Origin of the sequence: uncultured Dokdonia sp. (assembly GCF_947492815.1) — a bacterium.
GTDB lineage: Bacteria > Bacteroidota > Bacteroidia > Flavobacteriales > Flavobacteriaceae > Dokdonia.
Genome location: NZ_CANLOB010000011.1, coordinates 18,188 through 43,823 on the forward strand (window position 1 = coordinate 18,188; position 25,636 = coordinate 43,823).

The following is a 25,636-nucleotide window of genomic DNA, read 5'->3' on the forward strand; positions in this document are numbered from 1 at the left end:
TATAAGGGATGCTGGATGTTTGATGTTGGATGTTTTCAAGAATTGAATTTATTACGATATGCTATCATCATATTCATTAACTTATAACAAAAGTCGTATTTCTTTTTAAAAATTTCATCATTAATATACTTTCTATTTTTTACTTTGTACAAGCAAGTGACCACTTCGGCTAAAGATCGAATGGAATATCCTAAAAACCTTCTTTGTTCTGGGTTTGACTGTAGAATGCTTCCTTCAGAAATATTTAATGCAATAGAATCTGTTGCACGTCGAATTTGAGATGATAAATTATATATTTCTTTTTTAGGAAAAGTATCTGCCATTAAGTTGATTTCTTCGCCTAAACTCATAGCATCTTTCCAAATATGTAGTTTTTCAAATTTAAAGCTCATTTATTTTTAATTAAGTGTTTAAGGTACAATTTTAAAATATTAATACACCCAACACCCAACACCCAACACCCAACACCCAACACCCAACACCCAACACCCAACACCCAACACCCAACACCCAACTTCAAACTAACTAATGTTTCATCCAATTAAAAATTGTAATTTTGCCTACTTATTTTTAGTTAGCATGGATTCACGCAAGAGAGTAGCATTCTATACATTAGGATGTAAATTGAATTTTTCAGAGACATCAACGATCGCTCGTAATTTTACAGATGAGGGATTTGATCGTGTGGACTTTTCTGAGCAGGCAGATATCTATGTAATTAATACTTGTAGTGTTACTGAAAATGCTGATAAACGTTTTAAAACAATTGTAAAACAAGCTCAAAAAGTAAACCCAGAAGCTTTTGTAGCAGCAGTAGGGTGTTATGCACAATTAAAACCAGAACAGCTAGTAGCGGTAGATGGGGTTGATCTTGTATTAGGAGCTACAGAAAAATTTAAAATCACAGATTATATTCATGATCTTTCCAAGAATGATCATGGTGAAATACATTCCTGTGAGATAGAAGAAGCCGATTTTTATGTGGGTTCTTATGCTGTGGGTGATCGAACACGTGCTTTTTTGAAGGTGCAGGATGGTTGTGACTATAAATGTACCTACTGTACCATTCCATTGGCAAGAGGAATTTCTCGTAGTGATACCTTATCTAATGTGCTAAAAAATGCTTCAGAAATTGCAGCGCAAGATATTAAAGAGATTGTATTAACAGGAGTGAATATAGGCGACTATGGAAAAGGGGAGTTGGGAAATAAAAAACATGAGCATACGTTTTTAGAACTGGTGACAGCACTCGATAAAGTAGAGGGTATAGAACGTTTGCGTATCTCATCTATAGAACCTAATTTGCTGAAAAATGAAACGATAGACGTTGTTGCAAATTCACGTGCCTTTGTTCCTCATTTTCATATTCCACTACAAAGCGGGAGTAATGAGATACTAGGGCTAATGCGTCGCAGATATAGACGAGAATTATATGTAGATCGTGTTGCTAAAATAAAAGAAGTGATGCCACAAGCATGTATAGGTGTAGATGTTATAGTAGGTTTTCCAGGAGAAACTGATGAACATTTCTTAGATACCTATAATTTCTTAAACGAGTTAGAGATCTCTTATCTACACGTATTTACATATTCAGAAAGAGATAATACAGCCGCAGCGACTATGGAAGGTGTTGTGCCTAAAAATGTAAGAAGTAAACGTAGTAAAATGTTACGAGGACTTTCAGTAAAAAAGAGGCGTGCTTTTTATGAGTCTCAATTAGGCACGCAACGTACGGTACTTTTTGAAGGAGAAAATAAAGAAGGCTATATTCATGGGTTTACAGAAAATTATATCAAAGTAAAAGCCCCGTGGAACCCGGAGCTTGTGAATACATTACATGATATCAACCTCACTAAGATAGGTGATGATGGTATTGTGCGTTTTGATTTCATTTCTGTACAAACCATATAACGGTATATACCTTTTGAAGATATGCTAGTTTATAGCGAATCAATAGTATACCCTTCTATTACTGACTCATTTTCAAATATATTAACAAAGAAATTTTGTGTCATTCCATTACCATATACAAACGTGCCTAAATGTGAATAATAGGTTTTAGATTGATGTTCCCCTTCTCCAGCGCCATAATAGTAGAAATTAACGATAGTTCCTGTAGCAGCTGTATTCTTTGAAAAATAATCACTTATGGTTTTTACAGTTTGCGTTGGATCTTCTCCAATTTTCATAATGGGGACAAGATCTTGATATGATTTATTTTTTATAGATTCAGCAAATTGATATGCAATTTTCTTAGTTGCTATCATTTTTTCTAATGTTTTAACAGAGAATGAAAAAGGGTTTTCTTCTTTATTTTTTTGATCAATAAGAACACCTATATAATTATAGTCGTCTTTTTCTTCATTAGATAAATTCTCATACGTAATAGCAGCAATGCTATTTCTCGAAATATTAATGTCCATTGTATCTAAAATAGCGCTTTGAGATACATACACATTTTTGACATCAACATTTTCTACATCGCCTAGAGTACCGTTTGTAATGTCCTCAAATGTAGATTCTGCTAAGTAAATAGCAGCAATGTCTTTTTTAATTTGTTGTTCAGATGGAGTAGGACCAGAACTGCAAGCATACATTAAGAGTATGCAACATATGGAAGTAAAGTAATTCGTTTTCAAGTGAGTGATTTTTTGGTTAATATGTTGATTATGAGACGCAAGATACAATCACAAGAAAAACGAAATATCTAAGAAATCACTTAGTCTATAAAAATCTATGAAAACTAGGGCGTTATTTAATAGATATAAAAAAGCCCATAATCATATGATCATGGGCTTTTTATTAATTGATTTATCTATTACTAGATATTGATACCTACAGGTAATAATTTTTTGTATTTACGACGATTTGATCTCATAAATTTTGCAATCTCTGGACTTGTAGGAACAAGACTAATATTACGGTCTTCTACTTCATTAAAAACAGAAACTATAAAATCATTCATGTGACCTTCAGTACCTTCAGGCATGGTGATTTTAGTTAGGAAGATTTTTCTTTCCTGTAATGAGTACTCAATTTTTGCCATTTTGTCGTTAAACGTTGCTTCAAATTGTCTCAAGAACTCATTATCTGTCAATTCAATTACTGTCATTGCTTCCATAAATTTGTAAATATATTAGGGTATTTATAGTATAATTATGAGTATTTAAGAAATCTCTTTTATAATTTTGTAAGGAGAATTTAAAACGTTATGTATAACTGCGTTTTTAATAACTTTTAGATTTCTTAATATTAAGTTCTTGCAAAGGTACAAAAAAATACCTACATACGCATTTTTAATTATGTTAAACCCTTATAGTAAAGATAGATGACACATCTCTATTTGATGCCAGGGATGGCTGCAAATCCATCTATTTTTGAGTATATAGCATTACCCGAAGATCGATTTGTAATACATCTTTTAGAATGGCAAATGCCTAAACCTAAAGAGACTATCAGTGATTATGCAAAACGTATGACTGCATTTATTGTGCATGATAATAGCGTGCTGTTAGGAGTAAGTTTTGGAGGGGTTTTGGTACAGGAAATGGCAAAACACATATCGCTTAAAAAGCTAATTATCGTTAGTAGTGTAAAGTCAAAATATGAATTGCCCAGACGAATGAAGCTTTCGCGAAAGCTAAAATTATATACTATACTACCTACAAGACTGATAGAAGATATAGATAAACTTGCTAAATATGCGTTTGGTGAAACAGTAAAAGATAGGGTTGCTTTGTATCAGAAGTATTTGTCTATGAATGATAGACATTATATGAGTTGGGCTGTAAAAGAAATGGTGTGTTGGGATCAAGAAGAGTCGGATCCGAGTATATTACATATTCATGGAGATACAGACCGTGTTTTTCCTATAAAATATATTGATAATTGTGTTACAATACCTGGAGGGTCACATATTATGGTGATAACTAAATATAAATGGTTCAATGAAAACCTTCCACAACTTATTGAAAATGATTAAATTGTTATAAATTAAATAGAATTATGAAACGAATAGAGCGCATTTTTGCTGTAATTGGACTACTTGCGATTGTAGTGGTAGCTATTAATGCTGTGCAACTTCCTGATGATGAGGTGAAAGTAGATACAGAGCAGTTGCAAGAAGAAGAGAAATTAGTCAATGATTATAATGTATATGCCTTGCCTATACCTGAAGGTTTGAATTTTGCAGGAGAAGCTGTTCCTGTTGAAAATCCAGATATTAAGGAACGTATGGATAGAGAGTTATTAGTAAATACCTATTGGCAATCTAATTCTTTGCTGCTTTTTAAAAGAGCTAATAAGTATTTTCCTATTATAGAACCTATCCTAGCGGCAGAGGGGGTTCCTGATGATTTTAAATACCTAGCAGTTATCGAAAGCGGCCTTACGCAGGCAGTGTCTCCAGCAAGAGCAACTGGGTTTTGGCAAATCCTTAAAACTACCGGTAGAGAATATGGATTAGAGGTAAATGATAATGTTGATGAACGTTATCATATAGAAAAATCAACACGTGTTGCCTGTACATATCTTAAAAAGGCAAAAGAACGTTTTGGAAGTTGGACAGCTGCTGCAGCTGCATATAATGCAGGAAATGCAGGAGTGAGTAGGCGTATGAAAAGTCAAAATGTAGATACGTATTATGATTTGTTGTTAGGAGAAGAAACTGGACGTTATGTGTTTAGAATAATAGCCCTAAAAGAAATTCTAAATCACCCAGCTCAATACGGGTTTAATTTTAATAAACAAGATTTATATAATTATATCCCTACGTATAAAGTAAGTGTCGATACAGCTGTAACAGATTTTGTAGCTTTCTCAGAACGTTTTGGTATTAATTATAAGATTTTGAAACTCCATAACCCTTGGTTAAGAGAGCCACACCTTAATAATAAATCAAGAAAACAATACTTTATTGATATACCTAAAGAAGGTTATTATTCTTTAGGAAAGTAAGTTTTTTCGTATAAATCTATGGTATTACTAGGGAAATGAATTTTTAAAATCATTTCCCTTTTTTGTGTTTTTTAGAATTTGGTTTCCCTATTTTTATGGAAAATTATCCATCAAATATATGAATGCAACGATTATTATTTCGCTTATTATAATAGGGCTTTTGGCAGGTTTGTTAAGTGGAATTATGGGAGTAGGAGGAGGAGTAGTTATGATTCCTTTAATGATTTTGTTATTAGGTTTTAATCAGCATGAGGCGCAAGGTACGAGTCTTGCAGTTCTTGCAGTTCCTGTTACATTTATTGCAGCATATAATTATTATGGCGAAGGCTATGTAAACTGGAAGTATGCAGCACTAATAGCACTTTTCTTTGTCGTAGGAGGGTATATAGGAGCAAAGTTTGCTGTAAACTTAGATCAGAAAACGTTAAAAAGAATTTTTGGAGCGATTTTACTTATTATCGCTGTAAAGATGCTCTGGGGGAAATAACAAGCAATTCTTATGGAGTCGTACTCAATAGATCTTCATTAGATAATAGCCTTAGGATACTATTTTTGTACAACTCTATGTTTTTAGTATAACAGTTCTCTATAGTTTGATCTAGCTTATTAACCAATCTCTTTTCTACATTTAATACGATTTCATTAGAACTTACACTGAAAATAAGCGGTAATCCTAACGAATGTTTAAGATTACGTATGATCTGAGTGTTTTTGTTATCTTGATCATCTACATAACGTATTTTTATTTTGTGATGATATTTTTTAGCTTTTTTACGAGCTGTTTTTGGGTCACTCCAAAATAGAAGTACAATATCAATCTGGTCTCCATACGCTTTAGCAAGCTCATTAAGTGCAGGCATTTCTCCTTTACTAGGTATAGACCAAGGGGAATATGTGATTAATAAAACGGGTTTTTCAAACTTAGAAAATGGTATATTCTTTTTACCAAGACTATTGGAATTGAAGTCATCAAAATAAGTTCCTACTAAAGAATGACGAACCAAGTCATTAAATAAATATGCAATAGTATCTTTCTCATTGAGAGCAATGGCCTGCTCTACATCTTTAATGTACTTTGGAATATGTGCATTTAATGCTTGAGAGAAAAATATAGAATTCTCTTGAGCAGAAAGTACAGATACGGTAAGAAACATTAAAATAAGTAATGATCTTTTCATACAATTATAATTTGGAATTGTAAAAGTATGAGGTCTTTAGCGACTGTTAAAATTTTTTCGTCAAGTAGAGAAGAAGTTCGGGTGAACTACGCAATATCCTAATTTTTAGACGTGTAAAAACAATAATATTGAGGGGATAACTCCTTTATTTGGATTATAAACCGTAAGGTATTTTCAGTTGCTATATTAAAAAAGAAGTGATTTATCTCCTAAATCCTCCACGACCACCGCGTCCTCCACGAGCACCGCCATATTGCTGCTTAGGTTGTTGTCCAGCTCTTTTCATGTTTTGTTCCATGACTTTTATTTGTTCTCCAAGCATGTTGTGTTTATCTAAACTTTTAGCTTCCTTAAGGAGTACTTGAGCTTCGCGTTTGCGATTTTTAGTCATAGCTATACCAGCTAAGTTTAACTTAGCCATTGCTAAATCAGTTTTCATAGAGAGTCCTAAACCAATTGCTTTTTTAAAATGCTTTTCAGCTAGCGTCATATTGGTTTGTGATACCATCAACCCTTGAAGGTAATAATAGTATCCTTGTTGTTTCTTAGTAAGAGCTCCTTCAGGATTACCTATTTTACCTAACCATTTTTGTGCTCCAGGAAAATCTTGTTTACGTAATCTTAAAAATGCTAGAATTATGATTTCATTTTTGAAATATAATAAAACGAATATAGCAGCAAGTAAAATGAACATAATGCCGTTGCCTATTTCGTTTTCGGTAAATTGCCACACCGCTACTCCTAATGTAGCTACAGCAAGTATTAATTTTATATTTTTATTGAACATACTAGAGTCTTGTATATGTTGTTATTGATGTTATTTTAGTGGGTATTTTAAAATCACCTATTGATTTTGAAAAAGAATCACCTTCATTAGAAGATATGACTGTTAATTTAACAGGAAGACCATTAGAGGAATCAGCTATAAGTTCTGTTTGCTGCGTTCCAGTGAGATTCATAATTATTTTGTCACTATCTACTTGTAAAGTTATATCTGCAACACATGATATTTTATAGGTGTTATTTTCAATGGCATCTAATGTCCATGTATTATTTGCGCTCAATCCATTTTTAGCTTCAAATGTATTCTTCCATGAATCTCCTATATCTACTTTACGCCTAGAGTAATTATATAAAATTTGTTCAAAAAAAGACCCAAGATGTTTAGCTCCCCATTCTTTTTCTAATCCTTTTTTTGAAACTTCTAATAATTTATCGTCTTCAATATCCATTTTAGATAGCAAACCTAATACAAATGCATCGACATTTTGTATATCAATAACTTTTCCTGAGCGGTTTATAACTATAGTTATATATGATTCTATAAGTCCCATAAATGCTTTGCCTTGTGGAGTTTCTTGTTCTATATGTGTATCTACATCCATAAGTATGCCTAGTTCAGGAGAGGATGTTTTTGCAGAATAAGATTTAAAACCTACATTTAATGTGATAGCTCTTCTTGTCTTTTTTGTAACTGTAAAATGAATTGTACTTTTAATTTTATTTTCAACTTCTTGAATATTTCCTTGAATATCTTGAGTAATTGTTTGGACGGCATCTTGTTGAAGTATAAAGTTGTCGTTTACTTCTAAAGAGTATTTTAGATTCACTTGTCCTATAGTGGTATAAGATACTATAAGGAATAGAGTGACAAAAAAGTTGTTTTTACGTACCAAAAAGTGGTTCATTTTAGATGAGCGGCAAAGGTACTAAAAACAACTATAAAAAAATTAAAAATTAGACTTGGAGAAGTAAAAAGTTGTTGTATATTTGCCCCCAGCTTTGAAAGCGGTACATAAAAAGTAAAATTTTAGACTTATAAAGGTCACAAAGAAGATATAAAATGAGTAAAAGAACGTTTCAACCGTCAAAAAGAAAAAGAAGAAACAAGCATGGTTTCAGAGAGCGTATGGCTTCAGCAAATGGCCGTAAGGTTTTAGCTAGACGTCGTGCTAAAGGTAGAAAGAAACTAAGTGTATCTTCTGAACCTCGTCACAAAAAATAATGATATATTAATATCTATATAAGGGTGTTGCTTTTTTTAAGTAACACCTTTTTTTATATCCTATCAGTTCTTATTTTTATATAATTAGAAATCCTTTCTTTAAAATGCCAAAAAATAAAAATTTAAAATCGATTCTTCTTATAGGTTCAGGGCCTATTATCATTGGTCAAGCATGTGAATTTGATTATGCAGGTTCACAATCATTACGCTCTTTGAGAGAAGATGGAATCGAAACTATCCTTATTAATTCCAATCCTGCAACGATTATGACAGACCCTTCTATGGCTGATCATGTATACTTGTTGCCACTTACCACAAAATCAATTGTTCAGATTCTTAAAAAACATCCACATATTGATGCTGTATTACCAACCATGGGAGGACAAACAGCACTTAATTTATGTATAGAAGCCGATGAGAAAGGAATCTGGAAAGATTTTGATGTAGAGCTTATTGGTGTTGATATTGATGCAATTAATATTACTGAAGATAGAGATCAGTTTAAAAACTTGATGCGTGAAATAGGTATACCTATGGCGCCACAAGCTAGTGCAAACTCATTTTTAAAAGGAAAAGAAATTGCACAAGAGTTTGGATTTCCTCTTGTTATACGTTCTTCTTTTACGTTAGGAGGAGCAGGTGCTTCTTTTGTATATAAAGAAGAAGATTTTGACAAACTATTATCTCACGGCCTTGAAGTGTCTCCTGTACATGAAGTGATGATTGATAAAGCATTAATAGGGTGGAAAGAATATGAGCTTGAATTATTAAGAGATGCTAATGATAATGTAGTGATCATTTGTGCTATTGAAAATATGGACCCTATGGGAATCCATACTGGAGATTCTATTACAGTTGCTCCAGCCATGACATTATCTGATGTTACGTATCAGAAAATGCGTGATATGGCTATTCATATGATGCGTAGTATTGGTGATTTTGCAGGAGGTTGTAATGTGCAATTTGCTGTAAATCCTGATAATGAAGAAGAAATTATTGCCATTGAGATTAATCCTAGGGTATCTAGATCTTCGGCATTAGCTTCTAAAGCAACAGGGTATCCTATTGCAAAAGTGGCAACTAAACTCGCAATGGGCTATCACTTAGATGAGCTCTCTAATCAGATTACAGGATCTACTTCGGCACTTTTTGAGCCTACATTAGACTATGTAATTGTAAAGATTCCACGTTGGAATTTTGACAAATTTGAAGGCTCTGATAGAACATTAGGATTACAAATGAAAGCCGTAGGAGAGGTAATGGGAATAGGACGTTCGTTCCAAGAAGCATTACACAAAGCAACACAATCTCTAGAGATCAAACGTAATGGATTAGGTGCTGATGGAAAAGGATATAAGAACTATGATCAAATTATAGAAAAACTTACCCATGCAAGTTGGGATCGTGTATTTGTGATTTATGATGCTATTCAAATGGGAATCCCATTAAGCCGCATCTTTGAGATTACAAAAATTGATATGTGGTTCTTAAAACAATATGAAGAACTGTATATGATGGAGAAAGAAATCTCTAATTATGCAATAGATACGCTTCCGCGAAATCTCATGCTGGAAGCAAAACAACGTGGTTTTGCAGATAGACAAATAGCACACATGCTTGAATGTCTAGAAAGCCAAGTATACAATAAGAGAGATGAAATGGGTATTAAAAGAGTGTATAAACTCGTAGATACCTGTGCTGCAGAATTTGTTGCACAAACTCCTTATTTCTACTCTACATTTGAGTACGAAATGGAAACGACAGATGGCAATAAATTCTCATCAAATGAAAGTATTGTATCTGATAGAAAGAAAATTATCGTATTAGGATCAGGTCCTAACCGAATTGGACAAGGAATCGAGTTTGATTATTGTTGTGTACATGGTGTATTAGCTGCTTCAGAATGTGACTATGAAACCATTATGATTAACTGTAATCCAGAAACCGTATCTACTGATTTTGATATAGCAGATAAGTTATACTTTGAGCCTGTTTTCTGGGAACATATTTATGACATTATTCGTCACGAAAAACCAGAAGGTGTTATTGTACAGTTAGGAGGACAGACTGCTTTAAAATTAGCAGAAAAGTTAGACAGATACGGTATTAAAATTATGGGTACTAGCTACAAAGCGCTAGACTTAGCAGAAGATAGAGGTAGTTTTTCTACATTATTGAAAGACCTAAATATCCCATATCCAGAATTTGATGTTGCAGAAACTGCCGATGAAGCACTAGCAGTGGCAGATAGACTTGATTTTCCAATACTCGTACGTCCATCATACGTATTAGGAGGACAAGGAATGAAGATCGTGATCAATAAAGACGAACTTGAAAAACACGTAGTAGATTTATTACGTAAAATACCAAATAACAAACTCTTATTAGATCACTATTTAGATGGTGCTATAGAGGCTGAAGCAGATGCTATCTGTGATGGAGAAGATGTATACATCATCGGGATCATGGAGCATATAGAACCTTGTGGTATTCACTCAGGAGATTCTAATGCAACATTACCACCATTTAATCTTGGAGATTTAGTTTTAGAGCAAATTAAAGATCATACCCGTAAAATAGCACTAGCGCTAGATACAGTAGGTCTTATAAATATACAGTTTGCTGTAAAAGATGATAAAGTATATATCATCGAAGCAAATCCGCGTGCATCTCGTACGGTTCCTTTTATTGCAAAAGCATATAAAGAACCTTATGTAAATTATGCAACCAAAGTAATGCTTGGAGATAAAAAAGTAAAAGATTTTAACTTTAATCCTCAATTAGAAGGATACGCTATAAAACAGCCAGTATTCTCTTTTAATAAGTTCCCTAATGTAGATAAGAAGTTAGGACCAGAAATGAAGAGTACAGGAGAGAGTATCTTATTTATAGATAACCTTAGAGATGATGCTTTTTACGATTTATATTCACGACGTAAAATGTATTTGAGTAAGTAATTATTCTCATCCAAATAAATATAAAAGGATCGTTATGTATATAATGATCCTTTTTTTATACGCTTTCGCGAAAGCGTAAAAAACCGTACTTTAAAATTTAATTCTATGATCATCTTTGTATTTTGTAGGCGTGTTATATCTAAAAAAAATTACAAAAGGAATTCTACAAGTACTGGTCATTAGTTGTATTACACTATTGCTCCTTGAAGTTGTATATAGGTATGGCGTTATCGATTTTTATAAAGCAGAAATCGAAGCATTAAATCCTTCCGATGCTATCGAAAGCGATGCTGTAGATTATCTTGTTTTTGGAGATTCGTTTTCTACACCTACTGGCAATTACGTTGATTTGTTGAGAGATACGTATCCTGAAAAATCATTTTTGAATTTAGGTATTCCAGGTACAGGAATTAAGCAAGTAAATACTTTTGCTAAAAAGAAAATAAAAAAACACAACCCTAAGCATATTGTGTATCAGGTATATGTGGGGAATGATTTGTTAGATGTACGACATGTGTCTAATTGGCGTACGATGTCTTTGGCAAGGAATTTATATTGGAAAACTACAGATTATATACTATCAGGGGTATATATAAATCAAAAGCTAAAACAATTTGGTTCGCATCAAATAAATATTGGAAAACTTGAAAAGAATGTATTTTCTAAACAATTATATACAAAAAGGCAACGTATGCTTTTTGAGGCAGATGCTTACTATCTAGATAAAACGATTACATTGAAAGATGATTTTTTAGATCGATATGAAGTATGGAAAGATGGTGTGCAATCCTTTTTAGAGGTGATTCCTTCAGATGTTATGGTCTCTATTGTTTTTATTCCTCATTGTGCACAACTAAATAGCGAGTATTATAGTCATATGCTTGAATTAGGTGCTCAATTTGAAAATGAAACAAATGTAAACCGTACTCATTATACATTCTATACGAAGGCAGTTTCAGATTTTGGAAGTATGGAAAATGTTACGTTTTATAATCCAATATCTTATTTAAAACAAAAAGATACTATTTCTCATAGATTGTATTATAATAATGATCCACACTTTAATAATAATGGACAGCTAGCGCTTTATGAATTTTTAGATGGTGTTATTTTTAGTAAATAGAGAAGATGTAGTTTTTCTCTCCTACTTTTTTAGTTTGGTATACAAGCTCCATTGTTAGTTTGTTTTCTGAAGCAATACTTTTAATTTTTTCAAGTTCGCAATCTTCTGAAAGAATCATATAGGTTGTATTCTCTTTCGTAAGATATGTAGGAAGTTGACTGAAAAGCGCTATAAAGTATTCAAATGCTGCGCCACAAAACCAAGCTTGCTGCTTTACACTTTCTGGAGATTTGGGATAATATGGAGGGTTGATAAAAATATAATCAAACTGTTTTTCTTGAAGTGCCTCAAATAAATTAGAATACACACATTGAACGGGAAGCTTATTTTCTTTAGATGCTTTTGTTACGTATTCTAAAGCTGTTTTATTAATGTCACTAGCCGTAACAGTTGCTCCTTTCTGACTTGCATATAAAGAGATAATTCCAGAGCCACATCCTAATTCTAAAAACGTCTTTTGTGTAAGATCTATGTCTGACATAAAATTTAATAAGATTTTAGTACTCAGCGTAAGATGCGGAGGAAACACATCGGGATGTACGATGGTTGTAATTCCATTATACGAATAGGGGCGAGGCTTTCTGTAATAATACTCGGCTCCTTTTCTTAAAAAGGGGTGTGTGATTTTTTTAATAAAGTCGCGTAAGAGTCCCATTATTCAGAGTAAAAACCTTGCTCTTCTGGTTGACGGTATTTCCAAAGTTTATGTAATGCCTTAATCTCATATGGAAATTTATATACCCCCGTTTTGTAACGTACTTTAGAAATAGTACGTAATAATTTCTTTTTGGCACCTTTGATTCTGAAATCAGAAGCCGTTGGATAGTAGCCGTTAAGAACGGTTTCAAAATTCATAATACGATCTACCATTTTAGGCGTAAGCCAAGGTGTTAGTGGGTTTTTACGTAAATCAAAATTTTCCCAAGCAGGATCTAACCAATCATCCAGTTTTTTTGGGAAACTAAAACCTGCTTTTTGAATTTGCTCGTATAGTTCAGAGCCTTCTGTAGCTACAGGACTGTATAAATAAATAATGATTTCAGCGTCTGGATTAATCTCTTTAATTTCTTTAATAAAATTAATATCCCATTCTATTTGCGCCATTACTTGTTCTGGAGTATCTGCAGGCATCCCTAATACAAAAGAAAATTCGGGGATGATGCCTATAGGATACAAGCGCGCAGCAAAGTCTTTGATTCCTTGTCCTGTTTGTGTACCTCCTTTATTCATTTGCTTGAGAATATCGTCATTTCCAGTTTCGGCACCAAGAAAGATCATCTTACAACCTGCTTCTCTCATGAGTAGTAAGTCTTCATCAGAATACTTGTTGATAGTATCTATACGACCTTCTCCCCACCAAGTAATTCCATCATCTTTAATGAGTTTTGAAAATTCTACAACACGTTTTCTAGAAGTAAAGAAATTATTATCGTGAAACTCTATAGCATCAATATTATAATTGTCTTTAAAATACTTGACATCATTGTAAACAGTTTGTGCAGATTTTGCTTTCCAGCGTCCTTGGTAAATAGGAACTACTGCACAAAATGAACAGGTAAATGGACATCCTAAACTTGAGTGATATGAAAATGTCTTATTTCCTAAAAACGTACGACTAAGATAATTTTCTAAATCATAAAAGGAATTAAGATGTGTATAGGGTAACTGTGGTAACGTATCTTGTTCAAGAAGCTTTTCTTTTTTAGTGCGTGTGATGGTACCGTCTTCCTCTTGATAAATAAGATTATCAATTTTAGGTAACTCCTCTAAATTTCCAGCTTCTAGTGTTTCTAATAATTTTGGAAATGTAACATCTCCAGGACCATTTACAATATAATCAACATAAGGAGCTTCAATAGATACTTTATATTGATTAGAAGCAAAATAACCTCCCCATATGGTAATTGTATTTGGGAACTGTTCTTTTATTTTTCGTGTAAACGGAATGGCTTGCCGTAATTGTGGTCCAGGCATTACTGTGCTACAGAAATATTTGTATGCTCCCGAATTAAAATAGGATACAATTTTTTGCCAAGGATCTTCTTCTAAGTTTCCATCTACAAATGCAAAGTCATAGGATCCATAGATTGCAGCTCCTACTTGTAAAATAGAATTAGGAATACGGTGCTTTTGATTGGCACTTCTAGGATTAAATATGAGGACTTTGTTTTTCAAAATATAGATTAATGAATTTTAGGACGTATTAATTGCAAAGATATTACGATTGTAGTTTTATTACTACTTATTTACATAAGGATATTACTTTCTTTTTCATACTAATTGTAAAATGTATTTGTTTGTAAGTAGTCTTTAAAAGCGCTTTTTTCTTTAGAAGTAAATTCTTCTTTCCAATAGCCCTGTTTGCCTTGGCGTAATAGCTTTTTAAAGTGTACATCCTTAGTTGATGCCATTTCTTTTTTCTTCTTTTCAAAAGACTGCTTTTGAATACACTTATCAATATACGAAATATCAATGTCTAACTTTAAATATACTGATATTTTAGTACACTCTTCTTGAGGACTTGTTAATAGATCTTCGTATTTGATGGTGAGGACTTCTTTGTCTTTAAATGCTTCTGTGTGTTTTTTCCACGAAAGTGATAACCAATAATTCACTTTTGCATCTCCATGAAGCACGGCTTGTATCATTTTTTCTTTTTTCTTTTTTTGAGAAACAGAAAATAAGGAGGTATCCCTTATAGGGAGTTTTATTTTTTTAAAGATACGTTCTATAAGATTTGTAAATGTAAAATAGTGACTTCCTGAAATGACAACGTCTCTAGGGTCTCTAATAATATGAATGATCTTATATACTTTTTTAGGAGATTTTGAAAAGATGGTGTCGTACGTATAGTGTGATTTATAACAATCGTATGGAGAATCTCTATATTTTCCTTCTTCATATAGGGCTTCTATGTGTTCAAACCCCCAATCTCCTTGTAACGGACAGGCTGCTAGTTCTGCTATTAATCTACTCGCCCAGGTAGTTCCGCTTTTAGGATATCCAGTTACAATAATATTCTTTTTCTCCATTATTTTTAAGTCCTTGCAAAGATAAAGAATAACTCCCTATTGCTTATTTAAGCTTTAATATTATCTTGGACTAGTTCTGTGTAATTATTATGAAAAAAAATATTCTTCTTCTTTTGATATCTACGATTGTAATACTTGCTATTTGCGAAGTAGCTATTCGATTAGTATTACCTCAAATAAACGATCATGATGTAATGTTTCAGTTTGAGGAAACAGTAGGATGGGAGTTTATACCTAATAAAAAAGGTGCTATTGTTTACGAAGGAGGAATTAATCATACCATTCAGATAAATGGTGAAGGGTATCGAGATGTCCCATTTGAAGAAAAAAAAGGCGCTACTAAAATCATGGTTTTAGGAGATTCGTTTGTGAGTAATATTTCGGTAGAAGCAGATGAGGTATTTACTAAACTGATGGAAAATAAGCTTACGGATACTTCCGTCTATAATTTTGGAGTGAATGGGTATGGACAGATTCAGGAATACTTAGTACTAAAAGAGTGGGCTCCAAAAATACAACCAGATGTTATTGTGGTAATGGTTTATTTACGAAATGATTTTACAGATAATATGAGCAAAAATCCGTGGTTATATCCGAGACCTTCTGCTGTTTTTAATACCGATATGCCCGTTCAAATCATTCCGCCTTCAAAAAAGTATACAACAAAAGAAGCGCTTCCTTTTTATTACAAATCCCATTTATACCGTCTAGTTAAGAATAGTATTTCGAACATAAAATCAAAGAATGATACCAACAAAAATATAGCTTATACACCTCCTGAAGTATATACTTGTAGAGATCCTTTAGAAGAAGACACAAAACTAATGTATGAAACTATGGAGCGATTACTAATAGCAATAGACGATTACGGAAAGGATGCAAATATCCCTGTTGTTTTTGCGCTAGCCCCATCAATGGTACAAGTAGAAGATGATTTGTGGTCTCAAATAGAAGATTATTATCCATCAGTTAGATATAAAAAGGATATGCCAAATGCTACTTTATTAGCTTTCGCGAAAGCAAACCAATTAAAAATAATAGATCTCATGCCTGCTTTACAGGAAGCAGACCGTAATGGAATCAAAATGTATAATGCGCAAGAACAACATTGGACAGTCGAAGGAAATAAAGTGGTAGCCGATGTATTGTCAAAACATATCAAGCAAACTGTTGTGCATTTTGAGTAATGTTATCGATTTTTTCCCTAACCCTAAAGGGAATATCTACGAAATTTTTGATTCTTCCTTTTGGATTGAGGCAAAAACTAAAAATTTCACTGGAAAATTAGAGTAGTAAACTTCTAAATGAACAATAGGTTGAGCAATATAAAATTAAACAATACGGTAGTTTGTATGTCTGAGATGTATTTAAAAAGAATTTAAATGTCTCCTCGAGCGCAGTCGAGAGGTTTTTTGTAATCCTATATCTTGAATAGGTCTCGACTGCGCTCAACCAGACAAGATTTGAACCATTGTTTTATCTGTAAATAGTGAGCACTCAGTACAACTACCAAGTCTTTTCAAACGTATCTTTCGTACATGTTTTGTCTACCGTTTTAAAAAGACTCTTGTCTGTTTTTTTAAGTTGTAAAGGGTCTTTGTCTCCAAATAATCGAGATAATAAGGCAATTGGAAAGAGAATCACAAAAAAGATCACCGAGAGTAAAATAGGAGGGATAATACGACTTAAGATACTTGCTAAACCCATCCAAGCATCTTGAATTTTTAAAGCAAGGTATGAAGAAAGTAATCCAAGAACTCCTATAATTGCAGAAACCCATAATGCCCAGGTGAAGTCTTTTAATAAACGAAAACGCCCTACTAGATAGATAATCAAAAATCCAACAACAATAGTTAATACTGTTTTGCTAGGAGTCAATTGTTTTTTTACGCTCATCTTAGAATAGGGAATATACAAATGGCGCGAGTGCACTACTGCCTCCTAATACAATTAAGATTCCTAATACTAAGAGAACAATAATGATAGGAAGTAACCAGAACTTCTTACGTTCTTTCATAAATAACCAAAGGTCTTTTAATGCATCCATATCAGTCTTTTTTAAATGTTTTTGTCCAACGTTCTTTGGTGTCCCATTCCGGTTGTTCTGTCTTAAAGTACATATAATTTTCTATAACGAGTATGTCCATTTCTGTATTCATAAAACAGGTATATGCATCTTCAGGAGTACATACAATGGGTTCTCCACGTACATTGAAACTTGTATTTATAAGAATTCCTTTGCCAGTTTCTTGTTTTACGTCTTGTAATAATTGCCAGTATTTTGGATTGGTTTCTTTGTGAACCGTCTGTATTCTTGCCGAAAAATCCAAATGTGTGATGGCTTGTAAATTACTTCGCTCACAATACAATTTCTCTAGTAAAGGTAATTCATGATAATTAGAAGGGACTTCTTTTTGAATATTTTTTTTGACATCAGCCACGAGTGTCATGTATGGAGATGTGGTCTCTAAATCAAAAAAAGTAGCGGCATCTGAGTTTAATACTGAAGGGGCAAAAGGTCGAAAGCTTTCTCGTTTTTTTATTTTGAGATTGAGCTTTTTTTGCATTTCTGTATTAGAAGGGTCACCAATGATACTGCGATTTCCTAGGGCTCTTGGTCCAAATTCCATGCGTCCTTGAAACCATCCTATAATAGCACCTTTTGCAATTTCTGAAGCCACTTGTTTAGAGAGTATATCAAACTCAGGAACTTTGTTTGCAATGGCTTTGTAACGTTTATTGAGGATGGTGATTTCTTTATCAGAATAATAAGGACCTAGATAACTTCCTTGCATGCTATCTTTTTGAGAATCGACGTTTCGTGTTTCTTCAAAGTACATGTAATGCGCTGCAAGTGCTGCTCCTAATGATCCTCCTGCATCTCCAGAAGCAGGCTGTACATAGATGTTTTCAAAGAGATTTTCTTTGAGTAATTTTCCATTAGCAACACAGTTTAAAGCAACGCCTCCTGCTAGACATATATTGGATGCTGCTGTTTCCGCTTTCGCGAAAGCGGCCATCTTCAGAACTACTTCTTCCGTAACCTGCTGAATTGCATACCCCAAATTACAATGTTCTTGTAATAACTCAGACTCCGGAAGTCTTCTTTTTAAACCAAAAAGGGATTCCCATTTACTGTCTTTGGTCATCGTTAATCCTGTCGAATATTTAAAATAGGATTGGTCTAACCATATGGATCCATCTTCTTTGATAGAAATGAGCTTTTCTTTGATTTGCTGTATATAGTGTTGTGTTTGATCTGCATTGGGATTACCATATGGAGCGAGTCCCATGAGTTTATATTCTCCAGAATTGACCGTAAACCCAAGGTAATAGGTAAATGCACTGTATAATAACCCCACTGAATGTGGGAAGTTAAGTTCTTTTTTTACGGTAATGGTATTTCCTTTTCCTTCACTAATGGTGGCGGTTGCCCATTCGCCAACGCCATCTACCGTAAGAATGGCTGCATGTTCAAAGGGAGATGCAAAAAATGTGCTAGCAGCGTGTGATAAGTGATGCTCTGTAAAGAGTAATTTGAGTTTCTTTTTGTCATACGGCATCACTGCAGCGAGTCCGTCGCGAATTTGCTTTTTAAGAAACAATTTCTGTTCTAACCAAACTGGAATCGCTTTTAAAAAAGAGATTAGTCCTTTGGGAGCAAAGGCATAATAGGTTTGCAATAGACGCTCAAAGGTAAGGAGTGGTTTGTCATAAAAAACTACGGCATCTAGGTGGTCTATGGTAAGGCCTGCTTCTTCCAGACAGTATATGATTGCCTGTACGGGGAAGTCGGGTGTATGTTTTATTCTAGTAAATCGCTCTTCCTGCGCAGCAGCAATAATGACTCCGTCTACAGTAATAGCAGCAGCAGCATCATGATAAAAAGCAGAGATTCCTAGAATGTTGGGCATGTGAAGTATTTATTTGGTATTAAGGATTTTCATATAATTCTCGTACTACTTTAATTTCTGAGGCTGTAAGAAATTCTTTCCAAAGTGTTTCTATACCTTCATTTATAAGAGCATTGAAGGCCTTATGTATCCAAGCCTCAAGTTCTTTATTCCTATATGCATATCTTCTAGGATCTCCACAAATGATTCTATGGCCGTTTTTTGCCATCCATTCTCTAGGATCCATTGTAATATCATATGTAGATGCGTATTTTAATTCCTTTTCTTCTGATAGTACTGTTTTTCCGAAATAACTTTCATTCTTATTCATCCTAATATCATATTATCAGCTTTAAAACTTTTATTTTTTGTTTCATATCGTATACTAACCTTACTGCAAAATAAAATTATTTTACATAGTACTTTGAACAACCATAATTATTGCTCCTACAGGAACAATTAAATAAATGATAGCTAAAATATTAATAGTTAACGCTAATTTCCGATATCTATTCCTCTTTTTTATTCCTTTGATACTTATAATAAGAGATGTAAGTATAGGAATTAAGAAAACAAGTGTAGTCCTAATCCCAATAACTACCAAACTGGGAGTAAAATCACCGTGTTCATTAGGGTACACTTTTTTTAAGTTATCATAAAAAGATATGTCTAATTGTAATTTAAAATAAATAACAATCAAGGCGATAATTATAGAGATAACAGATAGATATGGAGTGATTTTCATTAGTGTAATATACTCTTTAATGTTATGTTACTATTCATAGATACTTGTCTTACTTATTTTATCATTAGAAGAAATTATACATTGTTTTTATCCATCCAATCATCAATGTCTTCTTGTGGTTTTATTATTTCGAGAAACTCTGTAAAACTATTTGCAATTACCTGAGCTTGGGCTATTAATTCTTTTGCGTTCGTTCCACAATCGTGATACACATAGATTACTTTAGGATTGCTTTCTTTTGCACGTATATAGAATCCATCACCACTTATATTTTCATCAAAAGCAATACAGATCCATCCTTTTTTTATCAGATCAACTCCAGGAAATGATTCTGTTGCCTCAAGTTCGATATCTTTAAAACTGTTGAATCTTGTATTTAATACAGGTAGTTCATGACTCTTTTTGTCTTTCAAAGAATCCCAACCATAATTAAAAGGAATTCCAATATCAAGATCTGTTACAGGATACATGGTCATCAATTCAAGAAACCATTTGGAAACTTTTCTACGGATATTCCATTTTAAACTTTTGTACTCAGCTAAAGTTGCTGTTCTCCCTGTATCCAATTCGGGATATGAATTGAATAATGCACTGGCTTTAGTATTTATTTCTTTTGACATCTGCTACTGTGAAAATTACTATTTAATATCGTTAGAAGAGATTAAAAACCGTTTCCTAAATCCTAACAATGCCAATACCACCATCCATTGTCCTATTACTTTTATGATGAGTGCTCCTGTAGATTGATAGGTGTCAATTGTAAAATATCCAAAAATAACTTGAATGAATGCAATGACTCCAATAATAATAGCAACAAGCGTTTGTTTGTTATTTTTATAAAACTCGTTAATTAATAATAGATGTATAAATAGCGTGATCATAAAAAGGTATCCTAAAAGATAACTCATACTACTAAATGTAAATTCATACACATAGGTAATGATACCAAATATAACAGCAATAGCAATGGCTCCTATGCCAATCCCTAAGAGCAAGAATTGTCTTTCTATAACTGATCGTGTTTTTTTAGAAATACGATAGAAAATCTTAATAAACGGATTGATCATATAAGCAGCGCCTAATTGCACTAAAGAAATGAAACTAATGAAAATTTGATATTCACTTAAGTCTTCTTTTGTAAAATAAATAGTGCCATAATAACTATCAATTTTAGTTCGTAAGGTTCCTAAAACCATTGGAATCAAAAAAGGAATGGATGTAATTAAACTATGCTTATCAAAAGTGGCTTTCGTATTTAATAGTATTTTTCTATAATACATCGTATAGCAAATGGCCTTAATCATAAGTCCGCCAATGATGATTTGTAAAAAAAGTTCTAGTTGGAGTGTTCCTGAGAAAAATAATAACACGCCTACAACAATAGCATTACGAATGAACTCGGTTATAAAATTGAACTTAAAATCTTTCTGATAAAGGATTAGCACTTCAAAAGATTGATTAAAAAACAAAAGGAACATCCATACGAGGATATATATACTATACGGAGCAAACAATGGAATAATAAAAACAGCGATTCCAACAAAAACAAATACTAGAAATCGAGTGCTGAAATTTGAGAGCCAAGTGGTATGGATTTTTCCGGGTTGCTCACTAAATTGTTTTAACAGGTAATTCTTATTGCCAAAATAAGAAAATAGAATAATGAAGTTTACCCATAATAATAGTGTTACATATTCTCCCCAAAGTGCCGTTGAATGTTTTTTTATAATAAGCAATGATATCATAAGTTGCGCGACCATGGGAATACTCTGCCCGAAACCATATAAGGAGACAGTTTTAACACGATCAAGCAATTTAGAATATGGCATTGCTATATCGCTTTAAAGAGCTTTGACTTTATAAATGTATTCTTATGGAAAAAGTATTTTATAGAAACGCCTAACACTCCAAGTCCGTAGGTGACACTTCTTGAAAAGTTAATGGAAGATGCTTCTGGGAAATACTTTGTAGGGCAAGACACTTCTCCTATTTGCATGTTTGCATAACATAATTGCCCTAGCATTTGATTATCAAACACAAAATCTTCTGAGTTATCTTGATATGGAATTGATACTAATGCTTTTTTACTAAAAACTCTATATCCTGTGTGATACTCAGATAGTTTTTGTCCCATGAGTATATTCTGGAAGAGTGTTAGTATTCTATTAGCAACATATTTATACAATGGCATACCACCCTTACGAGCTCCTTTGTTTAAGATACGTGATCCTAATACCACGTCATATACATCATTTGCGATGAGGTATACCATAGAAGGGATAAGCTTTGGTGTGTACTGATAATCAGGATGCAGCATAATCACAATATCCGCATCTAGTTCAAGAGCTTTGTTATAACACGACTTTTGATTACCTCCATAGCCTCTGTTTTTTTCATGCACGATAATATGTGCTATGCCTAATGATTTTCCCACTTCAACAGTATTATCTGTACTGTGGTCATCTGTTAATATCACATCATCTACAATGTCAAAAGGAATTTCATTATAGGTTTGTTTTAATGTAAGGGCTGCATTGTATGCAGGTAATACGACAACTACTTTTTTGTTGTTGATCATGCGTCGTTAGCTTGCTGTTTTAGTTCTTTTCAAGAGGCAATATAGATAAACAAAGTTAACATATTAAACAGAATGAAAATGATAATCTAAATAAGGTTATTTTTGTGAGGAATGAATCTCTTTACCAAAGACAATAAAACACTTTTAGTTTATCTATTACCTACAGTAATTGTATGTCTTTATTTTTTGATCGTTTCATATGATGCTCCCTTACATGATTTTTCAAATAGTTATTTTTCAGCACGATTAATACACGATGGCATTGTACCTGAAACAGTCATTTTTGATATTCATGCTTTTAATGCATACATCTGGGGACTAGGGTATACTGATGTGTTGGTAGACTTTTATGTCAATAGCCCTTTTACATTAGCAGCGTTCTATCCGCTAGCTTATATCGAAGATGCTTACCTAGCCAAGTTTGTTTTTAATAGCATAAGTGTATTACTCTTCTTAGCGGGACTTTTCTTGTTAGCTAAAAAAACAATACCAGATTCAAAATGGCTCTTGCTGTGCATTCCAATCTTATTTTATGTACCTATTCGAAATCAAATCCTTTTCGGACAATCGTACTTTATAGTTTTCTTTTTTGTTGTAGCGGGATATGATGCTCTTGAAAAGAGAAGGGAATACGGGACAGGGATGCTATTAAGTTTTGCGACTTTGTTGAAGTTCTTTCCTGTCTTTTATGGTATTCCGTTAGCATTTCAAAAACGTTGGAAAGCCATAGGGTTATGCATTTTAGGAACACTTCTTTTTGTGATTGTTGGAATTTTTATTACTGGATACACACTATGGGAGTCGTATTTTTTAGACATCTTACCACATACGTTTTCAAGCAAAACAACTACAGATTATAGAGTTAATTATCAATCACTAGATGTGTTTTTTAAATTCTTATTTGTAGAAGATTCTTATTATAATCCTACAGCGTGGATAGCCAATGAACGTATCTATGCGATTGCCAATTGGATTACGAAGGCCATTATCATTGGAAGCGCCATTGGAATGTCCATACGTAAAAAGAACAATACGTTTGCTTTACTTGCCATATGGGTAACTACTTTATTTTTAACACAAGGAAGAACAGCAACCTATGCACAGATTTTATGGGTGATTCCACTTTTTGTAGTCTTTCCAATATTTATGAATAAGAAGTATACCATTTTAAACCGACGTGCCCGACATTCTGAACAACGATTAAATGTAGCATCTATCATAGTACTTTTGGGGTTATTAATGTTGATATGTAATTTTCCTTTTCGAGAATTAAAAGGCGAACCTATCGTAATTCAGTTTTCAAGATTGTGGTTAGTTGTTTTATTAACTATTTACATGTGTAAGTTAATTGATGCTAAGTTTCATCTAAAATATATTGCACTTACTTTTGTCGTATTATTTCCATTGTCTTATGGTGCTTTGAAAGGGAAATCAGAAGACAACTCTCAGTATGCGTTATCAGAAAAGAAACATTTTATGATTTATGATTTTTTTGAAGATCAGGGAAAACTAAGTTATAAAGCATTAGGGAGAAACGGAGATGAAACGATACAAACAGACATTTCAGTGACTAGTTTTGATACAGAAAGCATCACGATAAAAGACCATCAATTGTATCACGGAGACCAATTGATAACAGAAAATATATCCCTTAAGAAAAAACCAGTGTTGGTCAATCATTCAAGAGTTTACTTCTTAACAGATCATCATTCCAGAAGAGGCGCTTTTACACTGAAATATATAGACATTAATTAACACACATTGATAAAACCATTTTTAAAATATCATATTAAAGATCGTTTCGTGCTTTGGCAACAGACACAAGACTTGCGAGACCCGAAGCATGAACCTATGCTGGTTTTTACGATGGCAAAAGTAGGCTCTTCTAGTGTGTATCATTCCTTAAAAAAACAATCGGATATCCCTTGTTTTCATATACACAGTCTCAGTATAGAAGAAGAGTTACAAGCTAAAGCTATTTGTAAAGAAAAAGGGGTGTATCCTGGGAGTCGAAGTCCTGTGTTTATATTACATAAATACCTTCTTGAAAAATCACATTCCTACAAAGTGATTTCATTAGTTAGAAACCCGATAGAGCGAAATCTTTCTGCTTTTTTTGAAGCATTTGAGATCCATATGGGAATGCCAGCACATCTTTTTAGAGGGAGCCTTCAGGATATAGAAAAGGCTTTTTATGAAAAGCTCGATCACTCGTATTGTAAAGATTGGTTTGATAACCACTTTAAAGGTGGAGTAGGTGTAGATGTGTATGAGTTCGCTTTCGCGAAAGCAAAAGGCTATACAATGATAAAGGGAGATCAAACGGATATCCTGTTGCTTAAAACTACGCTTGATGATACGTTAAAGTCAAAGCTTATTGGTGACTTCTGTGGTATAGAAAACTTTACCCTTGAAAACTATAACGTCACAGGTGCCAAAAAAGGAGCCACCTTGTATGCTGATTTCAAATCGTATATCCGTTTTCCAAAATCGTATTTAGAAAGTCAGTTAGAGTCTACCTATATGAATCATTTCTTTACAGAAGAAGAGAAAGAAATGCTTTATAAGAAGTGGTTGCAAACTTAATCTGTAAGCGTATTTAATTTAGTTTTAATTTCATTTTCGGAGAACCCCAAAAAGGTCATTTCGTATAATGAATGTACTATTATTTCTGATTCATTAAAATTCTTTATCGTTTCTGGATGAATCTCCATACGTAACCATTTTTTCCAGTTTATACCAGAGATATTATATGTATTTCCTAATTCATGTGGTTCTCCAATTCCAGATACAGTAATATCATCATCTTCGTTTTTAGAATTTATTTTTCGAATGTATAGAATCAAATTACAATGAATAGGATTCATTTTAGTTAATTCAATATATACGTTATGAAAATATGAAGTTTTCCTTTTTAAGTCTGGATATGATTTTATAAGAATAGATTCGATACCTTCCCAATTATTCTTTTCTACTAATTCTTTTAGAGTCAATGTATGTATCCGTTAAGAGTTATAATAGAAGATACACTATTTTATATAATTTACCTTATTTTCATTGGTAGAGACTTCTCGAATGTATTCAGGAACTTCCAATCCTTTAAAAGGCGCAAGGGTGTCAATGTCTCTTCTATGATATAAAATTTTTAAAAAGCCAAACTCATGATGAC

General features: G+C 33.1%; 28 protein-coding genes. 10 read left to right on the forward strand and 18 right to left on the reverse strand.

All coding sequences use genetic code 11. The features are described from left to right. Positions 1 to 35: 35 nt before the first annotated feature. Positions 36 to 392 (reverse strand): four helix bundle protein, encoded by a 357-nt coding sequence (locus Q1A01_RS11775; RefSeq protein ID WP_299680748.1) that lies wholly within the window; start codon positions 390 to 392, stop codon positions 36 to 38. Between the two features lie 187 nt (positions 393 to 579). Here Q1A01_RS11775 and mtaB point away from each other — a divergent pair, with 187 nt between their 5' ends. Continuing rightward, positions 580 to 1,911 carry a tRNA (N(6)-L-threonylcarbamoyladenosine(37)-C(2))-methylthiotransferase MtaB gene (gene mtaB / locus Q1A01_RS11780; RefSeq protein ID WP_299680751.1) on the forward strand — a complete coding sequence of 444 codons (1,332 nt, stop codon included), beginning with the start codon at positions 580 to 582 and terminating at the stop codon, positions 1,909 to 1,911. A gap of 29 nt (positions 1,912 to 1,940) precedes the next feature. Here the strand turns inward: mtaB and Q1A01_RS11785 are convergent, their stop codons facing one another. Continuing rightward, on the reverse strand, positions 1,941 to 2,639 hold the full coding sequence (locus tag Q1A01_RS11785; protein ID WP_299680753.1) for a hypothetical protein: 699 nt from the start codon (positions 2,637 to 2,639) through the stop codon (positions 1,941 to 1,943). Positions 2,640 to 2,821: 182 nt separating this feature from the next. Then, positions 2,822 to 3,121 carry an N-acetyltransferase gene (locus Q1A01_RS11790; protein WP_299680756.1) on the reverse strand — a complete coding sequence of 100 codons (300 nt, stop codon included), beginning with the start codon at positions 3,119 to 3,121 and terminating at the stop codon, positions 2,822 to 2,824. A gap of 207 nt (positions 3,122 to 3,328) precedes the next feature. Between Q1A01_RS11790 and Q1A01_RS11795 the strand changes: the two genes are divergently transcribed. From Q1A01_RS11795 to Q1A01_RS11805, 3 genes are all read left to right on the forward strand, one after another. Continuing rightward, the gene (locus Q1A01_RS11795; RefSeq protein ID WP_299680759.1) at positions 3,329 to 3,982 is read left to right on the forward strand and encodes an alpha/beta hydrolase; all 654 of its coding nucleotides are present in this window, start codon (positions 3,329 to 3,331) and stop codon (positions 3,980 to 3,982) included. A 23-nt stretch (positions 3,983 to 4,005) separates the two neighbouring features. Further along, complete coding sequence (locus Q1A01_RS11800; RefSeq protein WP_299680761.1) at positions 4,006 to 4,956, forward strand: lytic transglycosylase domain-containing protein; 951 nt, start codon at positions 4,006 to 4,008, stop codon at positions 4,954 to 4,956. A 118-nt stretch (positions 4,957 to 5,074) separates the two neighbouring features. After that, a complete protein-coding gene (locus Q1A01_RS11805; RefSeq protein WP_299680763.1) occupies positions 5,075 to 5,443 on the forward strand; it encodes a sulfite exporter TauE/SafE family protein in 369 nt (122 codons plus the stop codon). Between the two features lie 10 nt (positions 5,444 to 5,453). Here Q1A01_RS11805 and Q1A01_RS11810 read toward each other — a convergent pair whose 3' ends face one another. The 3 genes from Q1A01_RS11810 to Q1A01_RS11820 form a co-directional block, all read right to left on the reverse strand. Further along, the gene (locus Q1A01_RS11810; RefSeq protein ID WP_299680766.1) at positions 5,454 to 6,134 is read right to left on the reverse strand and encodes a hypothetical protein; all 681 of its coding nucleotides are present in this window, start codon (positions 6,132 to 6,134) and stop codon (positions 5,454 to 5,456) included. A gap of 202 nt (positions 6,135 to 6,336) precedes the next feature. Continuing rightward, positions 6,337 to 6,921: a DUF2892 domain-containing protein gene (locus tag Q1A01_RS11815; RefSeq protein WP_299680769.1), complete on the reverse strand. Its 585-nt coding sequence runs from the start codon at positions 6,919 to 6,921 to the stop codon at positions 6,337 to 6,339. Position 6,922: 1 nt separating this feature from the next. Beyond that, the gene (locus tag Q1A01_RS11820; RefSeq protein ID WP_299680772.1) at positions 6,923 to 7,810 is read right to left on the reverse strand and encodes a DUF6263 family protein; all 888 of its coding nucleotides are present in this window, start codon (positions 7,808 to 7,810) and stop codon (positions 6,923 to 6,925) included. Between the two features lie 167 nt (positions 7,811 to 7,977). On the opposite strand from Q1A01_RS11820, the gene rpmH reads away from it, so the two are divergent. The 3 genes from rpmH (at position 7,978) to Q1A01_RS11835 (ending at position 12,219) form a co-directional block, all read left to right on the forward strand. Continuing rightward, the gene (gene rpmH / locus Q1A01_RS11825; protein ID WP_076663569.1) at positions 7,978 to 8,139 is read left to right on the forward strand and encodes a 50S ribosomal protein L34; all 162 of its coding nucleotides are present in this window, start codon (positions 7,978 to 7,980) and stop codon (positions 8,137 to 8,139) included. A 104-nt stretch (positions 8,140 to 8,243) separates the two neighbouring features. Next, the gene (gene carB, locus Q1A01_RS11830) at positions 8,244 to 11,096 is read left to right on the forward strand and encodes a carbamoyl-phosphate synthase large subunit (protein ID WP_299680778.1); all 2,853 of its coding nucleotides are present in this window, start codon (positions 8,244 to 8,246) and stop codon (positions 11,094 to 11,096) included. 130 nt (positions 11,097 to 11,226) lie between these two features. Next, complete coding sequence (locus Q1A01_RS11835; RefSeq protein WP_299680781.1) at positions 11,227 to 12,219, forward strand: hypothetical protein; 993 nt, start codon at positions 11,227 to 11,229, stop codon at positions 12,217 to 12,219. Here the strand turns inward: Q1A01_RS11835 and Q1A01_RS11840 are convergent. The 3 genes from Q1A01_RS11840 to Q1A01_RS11850 all read right to left on the reverse strand — a co-directional run bounded on the left by Q1A01_RS11840 (position 12,209) and on the right by Q1A01_RS11850 (position 15,251). Continuing rightward, positions 12,209 to 12,874, reverse strand: coding sequence for a methyltransferase (locus tag Q1A01_RS11840; protein WP_299680784.1), 666 nt, complete (start codon positions 12,872 to 12,874; stop codon positions 12,209 to 12,211). The genes Q1A01_RS11835 and Q1A01_RS11840 overlap by 11 nt on opposite strands. Then, positions 12,874 to 14,394 (reverse strand): radical SAM protein, encoded by a 1,521-nt coding sequence (locus Q1A01_RS11845; RefSeq protein WP_299680787.1) that lies wholly within the window; start codon positions 14,392 to 14,394, stop codon positions 12,874 to 12,876. The genes Q1A01_RS11840 and Q1A01_RS11845 overlap by 1 nt, the downstream gene beginning before the upstream one ends. Positions 14,395 to 14,495: 101 nt before the next feature. Continuing rightward, positions 14,496 to 15,251: a sulfotransferase domain-containing protein gene (locus tag Q1A01_RS11850; RefSeq protein ID WP_299680790.1), complete on the reverse strand. Its 756-nt coding sequence runs from the start codon at positions 15,249 to 15,251 to the stop codon at positions 14,496 to 14,498. Positions 15,252 to 15,340: 89 nt separating this feature from the next. Between Q1A01_RS11850 and Q1A01_RS11855 the strand changes: the two genes are divergently transcribed. Beyond that, positions 15,341 to 16,438, forward strand: coding sequence for a hypothetical protein (locus Q1A01_RS11855; RefSeq protein ID WP_299680793.1), 1,098 nt, complete (start codon positions 15,341 to 15,343; stop codon positions 16,436 to 16,438). A gap of 319 nt (positions 16,439 to 16,757) precedes the next feature. Here the strand turns inward: Q1A01_RS11855 and Q1A01_RS11860 are convergent, their stop codons facing one another. The 8 genes from Q1A01_RS11860 to Q1A01_RS11895 all read right to left on the reverse strand — a co-directional run bounded on the left by Q1A01_RS11860 (position 16,758) and on the right by Q1A01_RS11895 (position 22,467). After that, positions 16,758 to 17,147 (reverse strand): SxtJ family membrane protein, encoded by a 390-nt coding sequence (locus tag Q1A01_RS11860; protein ID WP_299680796.1) that lies wholly within the window; start codon positions 17,145 to 17,147, stop codon positions 16,758 to 16,760. A gap of 1 nt (position 17,148) precedes the next feature. Next, complete coding sequence (locus tag Q1A01_RS11865; RefSeq protein WP_299680799.1) at positions 17,149 to 17,298, reverse strand: DUF5989 family protein; 150 nt, start codon at positions 17,296 to 17,298, stop codon at positions 17,149 to 17,151. Position 17,299: 1 nt separating this feature from the next. Beyond that, complete coding sequence (locus Q1A01_RS11870) at positions 17,300 to 19,165, reverse strand: carbamoyltransferase (protein ID WP_299680802.1); 1,866 nt, start codon at positions 19,163 to 19,165, stop codon at positions 17,300 to 17,302. 19 nt (positions 19,166 to 19,184) lie between these two features. Next, positions 19,185 to 19,475, reverse strand: coding sequence for a hypothetical protein (locus tag Q1A01_RS11875; protein WP_299680805.1), 291 nt, complete (start codon positions 19,473 to 19,475; stop codon positions 19,185 to 19,187). Positions 19,476 to 19,556: 81 nt separating this feature from the next. Continuing rightward, complete coding sequence (locus Q1A01_RS11880) at positions 19,557 to 19,889, reverse strand: hypothetical protein (RefSeq protein WP_299680808.1); 333 nt, start codon at positions 19,887 to 19,889, stop codon at positions 19,557 to 19,559. Positions 19,890 to 19,963: 74 nt separating this feature from the next. After that, the gene (locus Q1A01_RS11885) at positions 19,964 to 20,509 is read right to left on the reverse strand and encodes an SMI1/KNR4 family protein (protein WP_299680811.1); all 546 of its coding nucleotides are present in this window, start codon (positions 20,507 to 20,509) and stop codon (positions 19,964 to 19,966) included. Positions 20,510 to 20,527: 18 nt separating this feature from the next. Next, positions 20,528 to 21,718, reverse strand: a complete 1,191-nt coding sequence (locus Q1A01_RS11890) for a hypothetical protein (RefSeq protein WP_299680814.1) — start codon at positions 21,716 to 21,718, stop codon at positions 20,528 to 20,530. A gap of 2 nt (positions 21,719 to 21,720) precedes the next feature. After that, a complete protein-coding gene (locus Q1A01_RS11895) occupies positions 21,721 to 22,467 on the reverse strand; it encodes a glycosyltransferase family 2 protein (RefSeq protein ID WP_299680817.1) in 747 nt (248 codons plus the stop codon). Positions 22,468 to 22,578: 111 nt separating this feature from the next. On the opposite strand from Q1A01_RS11895, the gene Q1A01_RS11900 reads away from it, so the two are divergent. Together Q1A01_RS11900 and Q1A01_RS11905 are read left to right on the forward strand one after the other, a co-directional pair. Further along, a complete protein-coding gene (locus Q1A01_RS11900) occupies positions 22,579 to 24,222 on the forward strand; it encodes a glycosyltransferase family 87 protein (RefSeq protein WP_299680820.1) in 1,644 nt (547 codons plus the stop codon). A gap of 6 nt (positions 24,223 to 24,228) precedes the next feature. Beyond that, positions 24,229 to 25,053, forward strand: a complete 825-nt coding sequence (locus tag Q1A01_RS11905; RefSeq protein ID WP_299680823.1) for a putative capsular polysaccharide synthesis family protein — start codon at positions 24,229 to 24,231, stop codon at positions 25,051 to 25,053. Here Q1A01_RS11905 and Q1A01_RS11910 read toward each other — a convergent pair. Further along, on the reverse strand, positions 25,050 to 25,460 hold the full coding sequence (locus tag Q1A01_RS11910) for a DUF6557 family protein (protein WP_299680826.1): 411 nt from the start codon (positions 25,458 to 25,460) through the stop codon (positions 25,050 to 25,052). The two genes, Q1A01_RS11905 and Q1A01_RS11910, sit on opposite strands and share 4 nt — an antisense overlap. Between the last annotated feature and the right edge of the window lie 176 nt (positions 25,461 to 25,636).

Excerpts from the sequence above, each read along its gene's own strand:
- Q1A01_RS11895 (WP_299680817.1), bottom strand. The coding sequence starts at position 22,467 with ATGATCAACAACAAAAAAGTAGTTGTCGTATTACCTGCATACAATGCA.
- Q1A01_RS11795 (WP_299680759.1), top strand. The coding sequence starts at position 3,329 with ATGACACATCTCTATTTGATGCCAGGGATGGCTGCAAATCCATCTATT.
- Q1A01_RS11815 (WP_299680769.1), bottom strand. The coding sequence starts at position 6,921 with ATGTTCAATAAAAATATAAAATTAATACTTGCTGTAGCTACATTAGGA.
- Q1A01_RS11890 (WP_299680814.1), bottom strand. The coding sequence starts at position 21,718 with ATGCCATATTCTAAATTGCTTGATCGTGTTAAAACTGTCTCCTTATAT.
- Q1A01_RS11775 (WP_299680748.1), bottom strand. The coding sequence starts at position 392 with ATGAGCTTTAAATTTGAAAAACTACATATTTGGAAAGATGCTATGAGT.
- Q1A01_RS11790 (WP_299680756.1), bottom strand. The coding sequence starts at position 3,121 with ATGGAAGCAATGACAGTAATTGAATTGACAGATAATGAGTTCTTGAGA.
- rpmH (WP_076663569.1), top strand. The coding sequence starts at position 7,978 with ATGAGTAAAAGAACGTTTCAACCGTCAAAAAGAAAAAGAAGAAACAAG.
- Q1A01_RS11855 (WP_299680793.1), top strand. The coding sequence starts at position 15,341 with ATGAAAAAAAATATTCTTCTTCTTTTGATATCTACGATTGTAATACTT.
- Q1A01_RS11865 (WP_299680799.1), bottom strand. The coding sequence starts at position 17,298 with ATGGATGCATTAAAAGACCTTTGGTTATTTATGAAAGAACGTAAGAAG.
- Q1A01_RS11800 (WP_299680761.1), top strand. The coding sequence starts at position 4,006 with ATGAAACGAATAGAGCGCATTTTTGCTGTAATTGGACTACTTGCGATT.
- Q1A01_RS11860 (WP_299680796.1), bottom strand. The coding sequence starts at position 17,147 with ATGAGCGTAAAAAAACAATTGACTCCTAGCAAAACAGTATTAACTATT.
- Q1A01_RS11875 (WP_299680805.1), bottom strand. The coding sequence starts at position 19,475 with ATGAATAAGAATGAAAGTTATTTCGGAAAAACAGTACTATCAGAAGAA.
- Q1A01_RS11885 (WP_299680811.1), bottom strand. The coding sequence starts at position 20,509 with ATGTCAAAAGAAATAAATACTAAAGCCAGTGCATTATTCAATTCATAT.
- Q1A01_RS11805 (WP_299680763.1), top strand. The coding sequence starts at position 5,075 with ATGAATGCAACGATTATTATTTCGCTTATTATAATAGGGCTTTTGGCA.
- Q1A01_RS11840 (WP_299680784.1), bottom strand. The coding sequence starts at position 12,874 with ATGGGACTCTTACGCGACTTTATTAAAAAAATCACACACCCCTTTTTA.
- Q1A01_RS11850 (WP_299680790.1), bottom strand. The coding sequence starts at position 15,251 with ATGGAGAAAAAGAATATTATTGTAACTGGATATCCTAAAAGCGGAACT.
- Q1A01_RS11880 (WP_299680808.1), bottom strand. The coding sequence starts at position 19,889 with ATGAAAATCACTCCATATCTATCTGTTATCTCTATAATTATCGCCTTG.
- Q1A01_RS11870 (WP_299680802.1), bottom strand. The coding sequence starts at position 19,165 with ATGCCCAACATTCTAGGAATCTCTGCTTTTTATCATGATGCTGCTGCT.
- Q1A01_RS11900 (WP_299680820.1), top strand. The coding sequence starts at position 22,579 with ATGAATCTCTTTACCAAAGACAATAAAACACTTTTAGTTTATCTATTA.
- carB (WP_299680778.1), top strand. The coding sequence starts at position 8,244 with ATGCCAAAAAATAAAAATTTAAAATCGATTCTTCTTATAGGTTCAGGG.
- Q1A01_RS11810 (WP_299680766.1), bottom strand. The coding sequence starts at position 6,134 with ATGAAAAGATCATTACTTATTTTAATGTTTCTTACCGTATCTGTACTT.
- mtaB (WP_299680751.1), top strand. The coding sequence starts at position 580 with ATGGATTCACGCAAGAGAGTAGCATTCTATACATTAGGATGTAAATTG.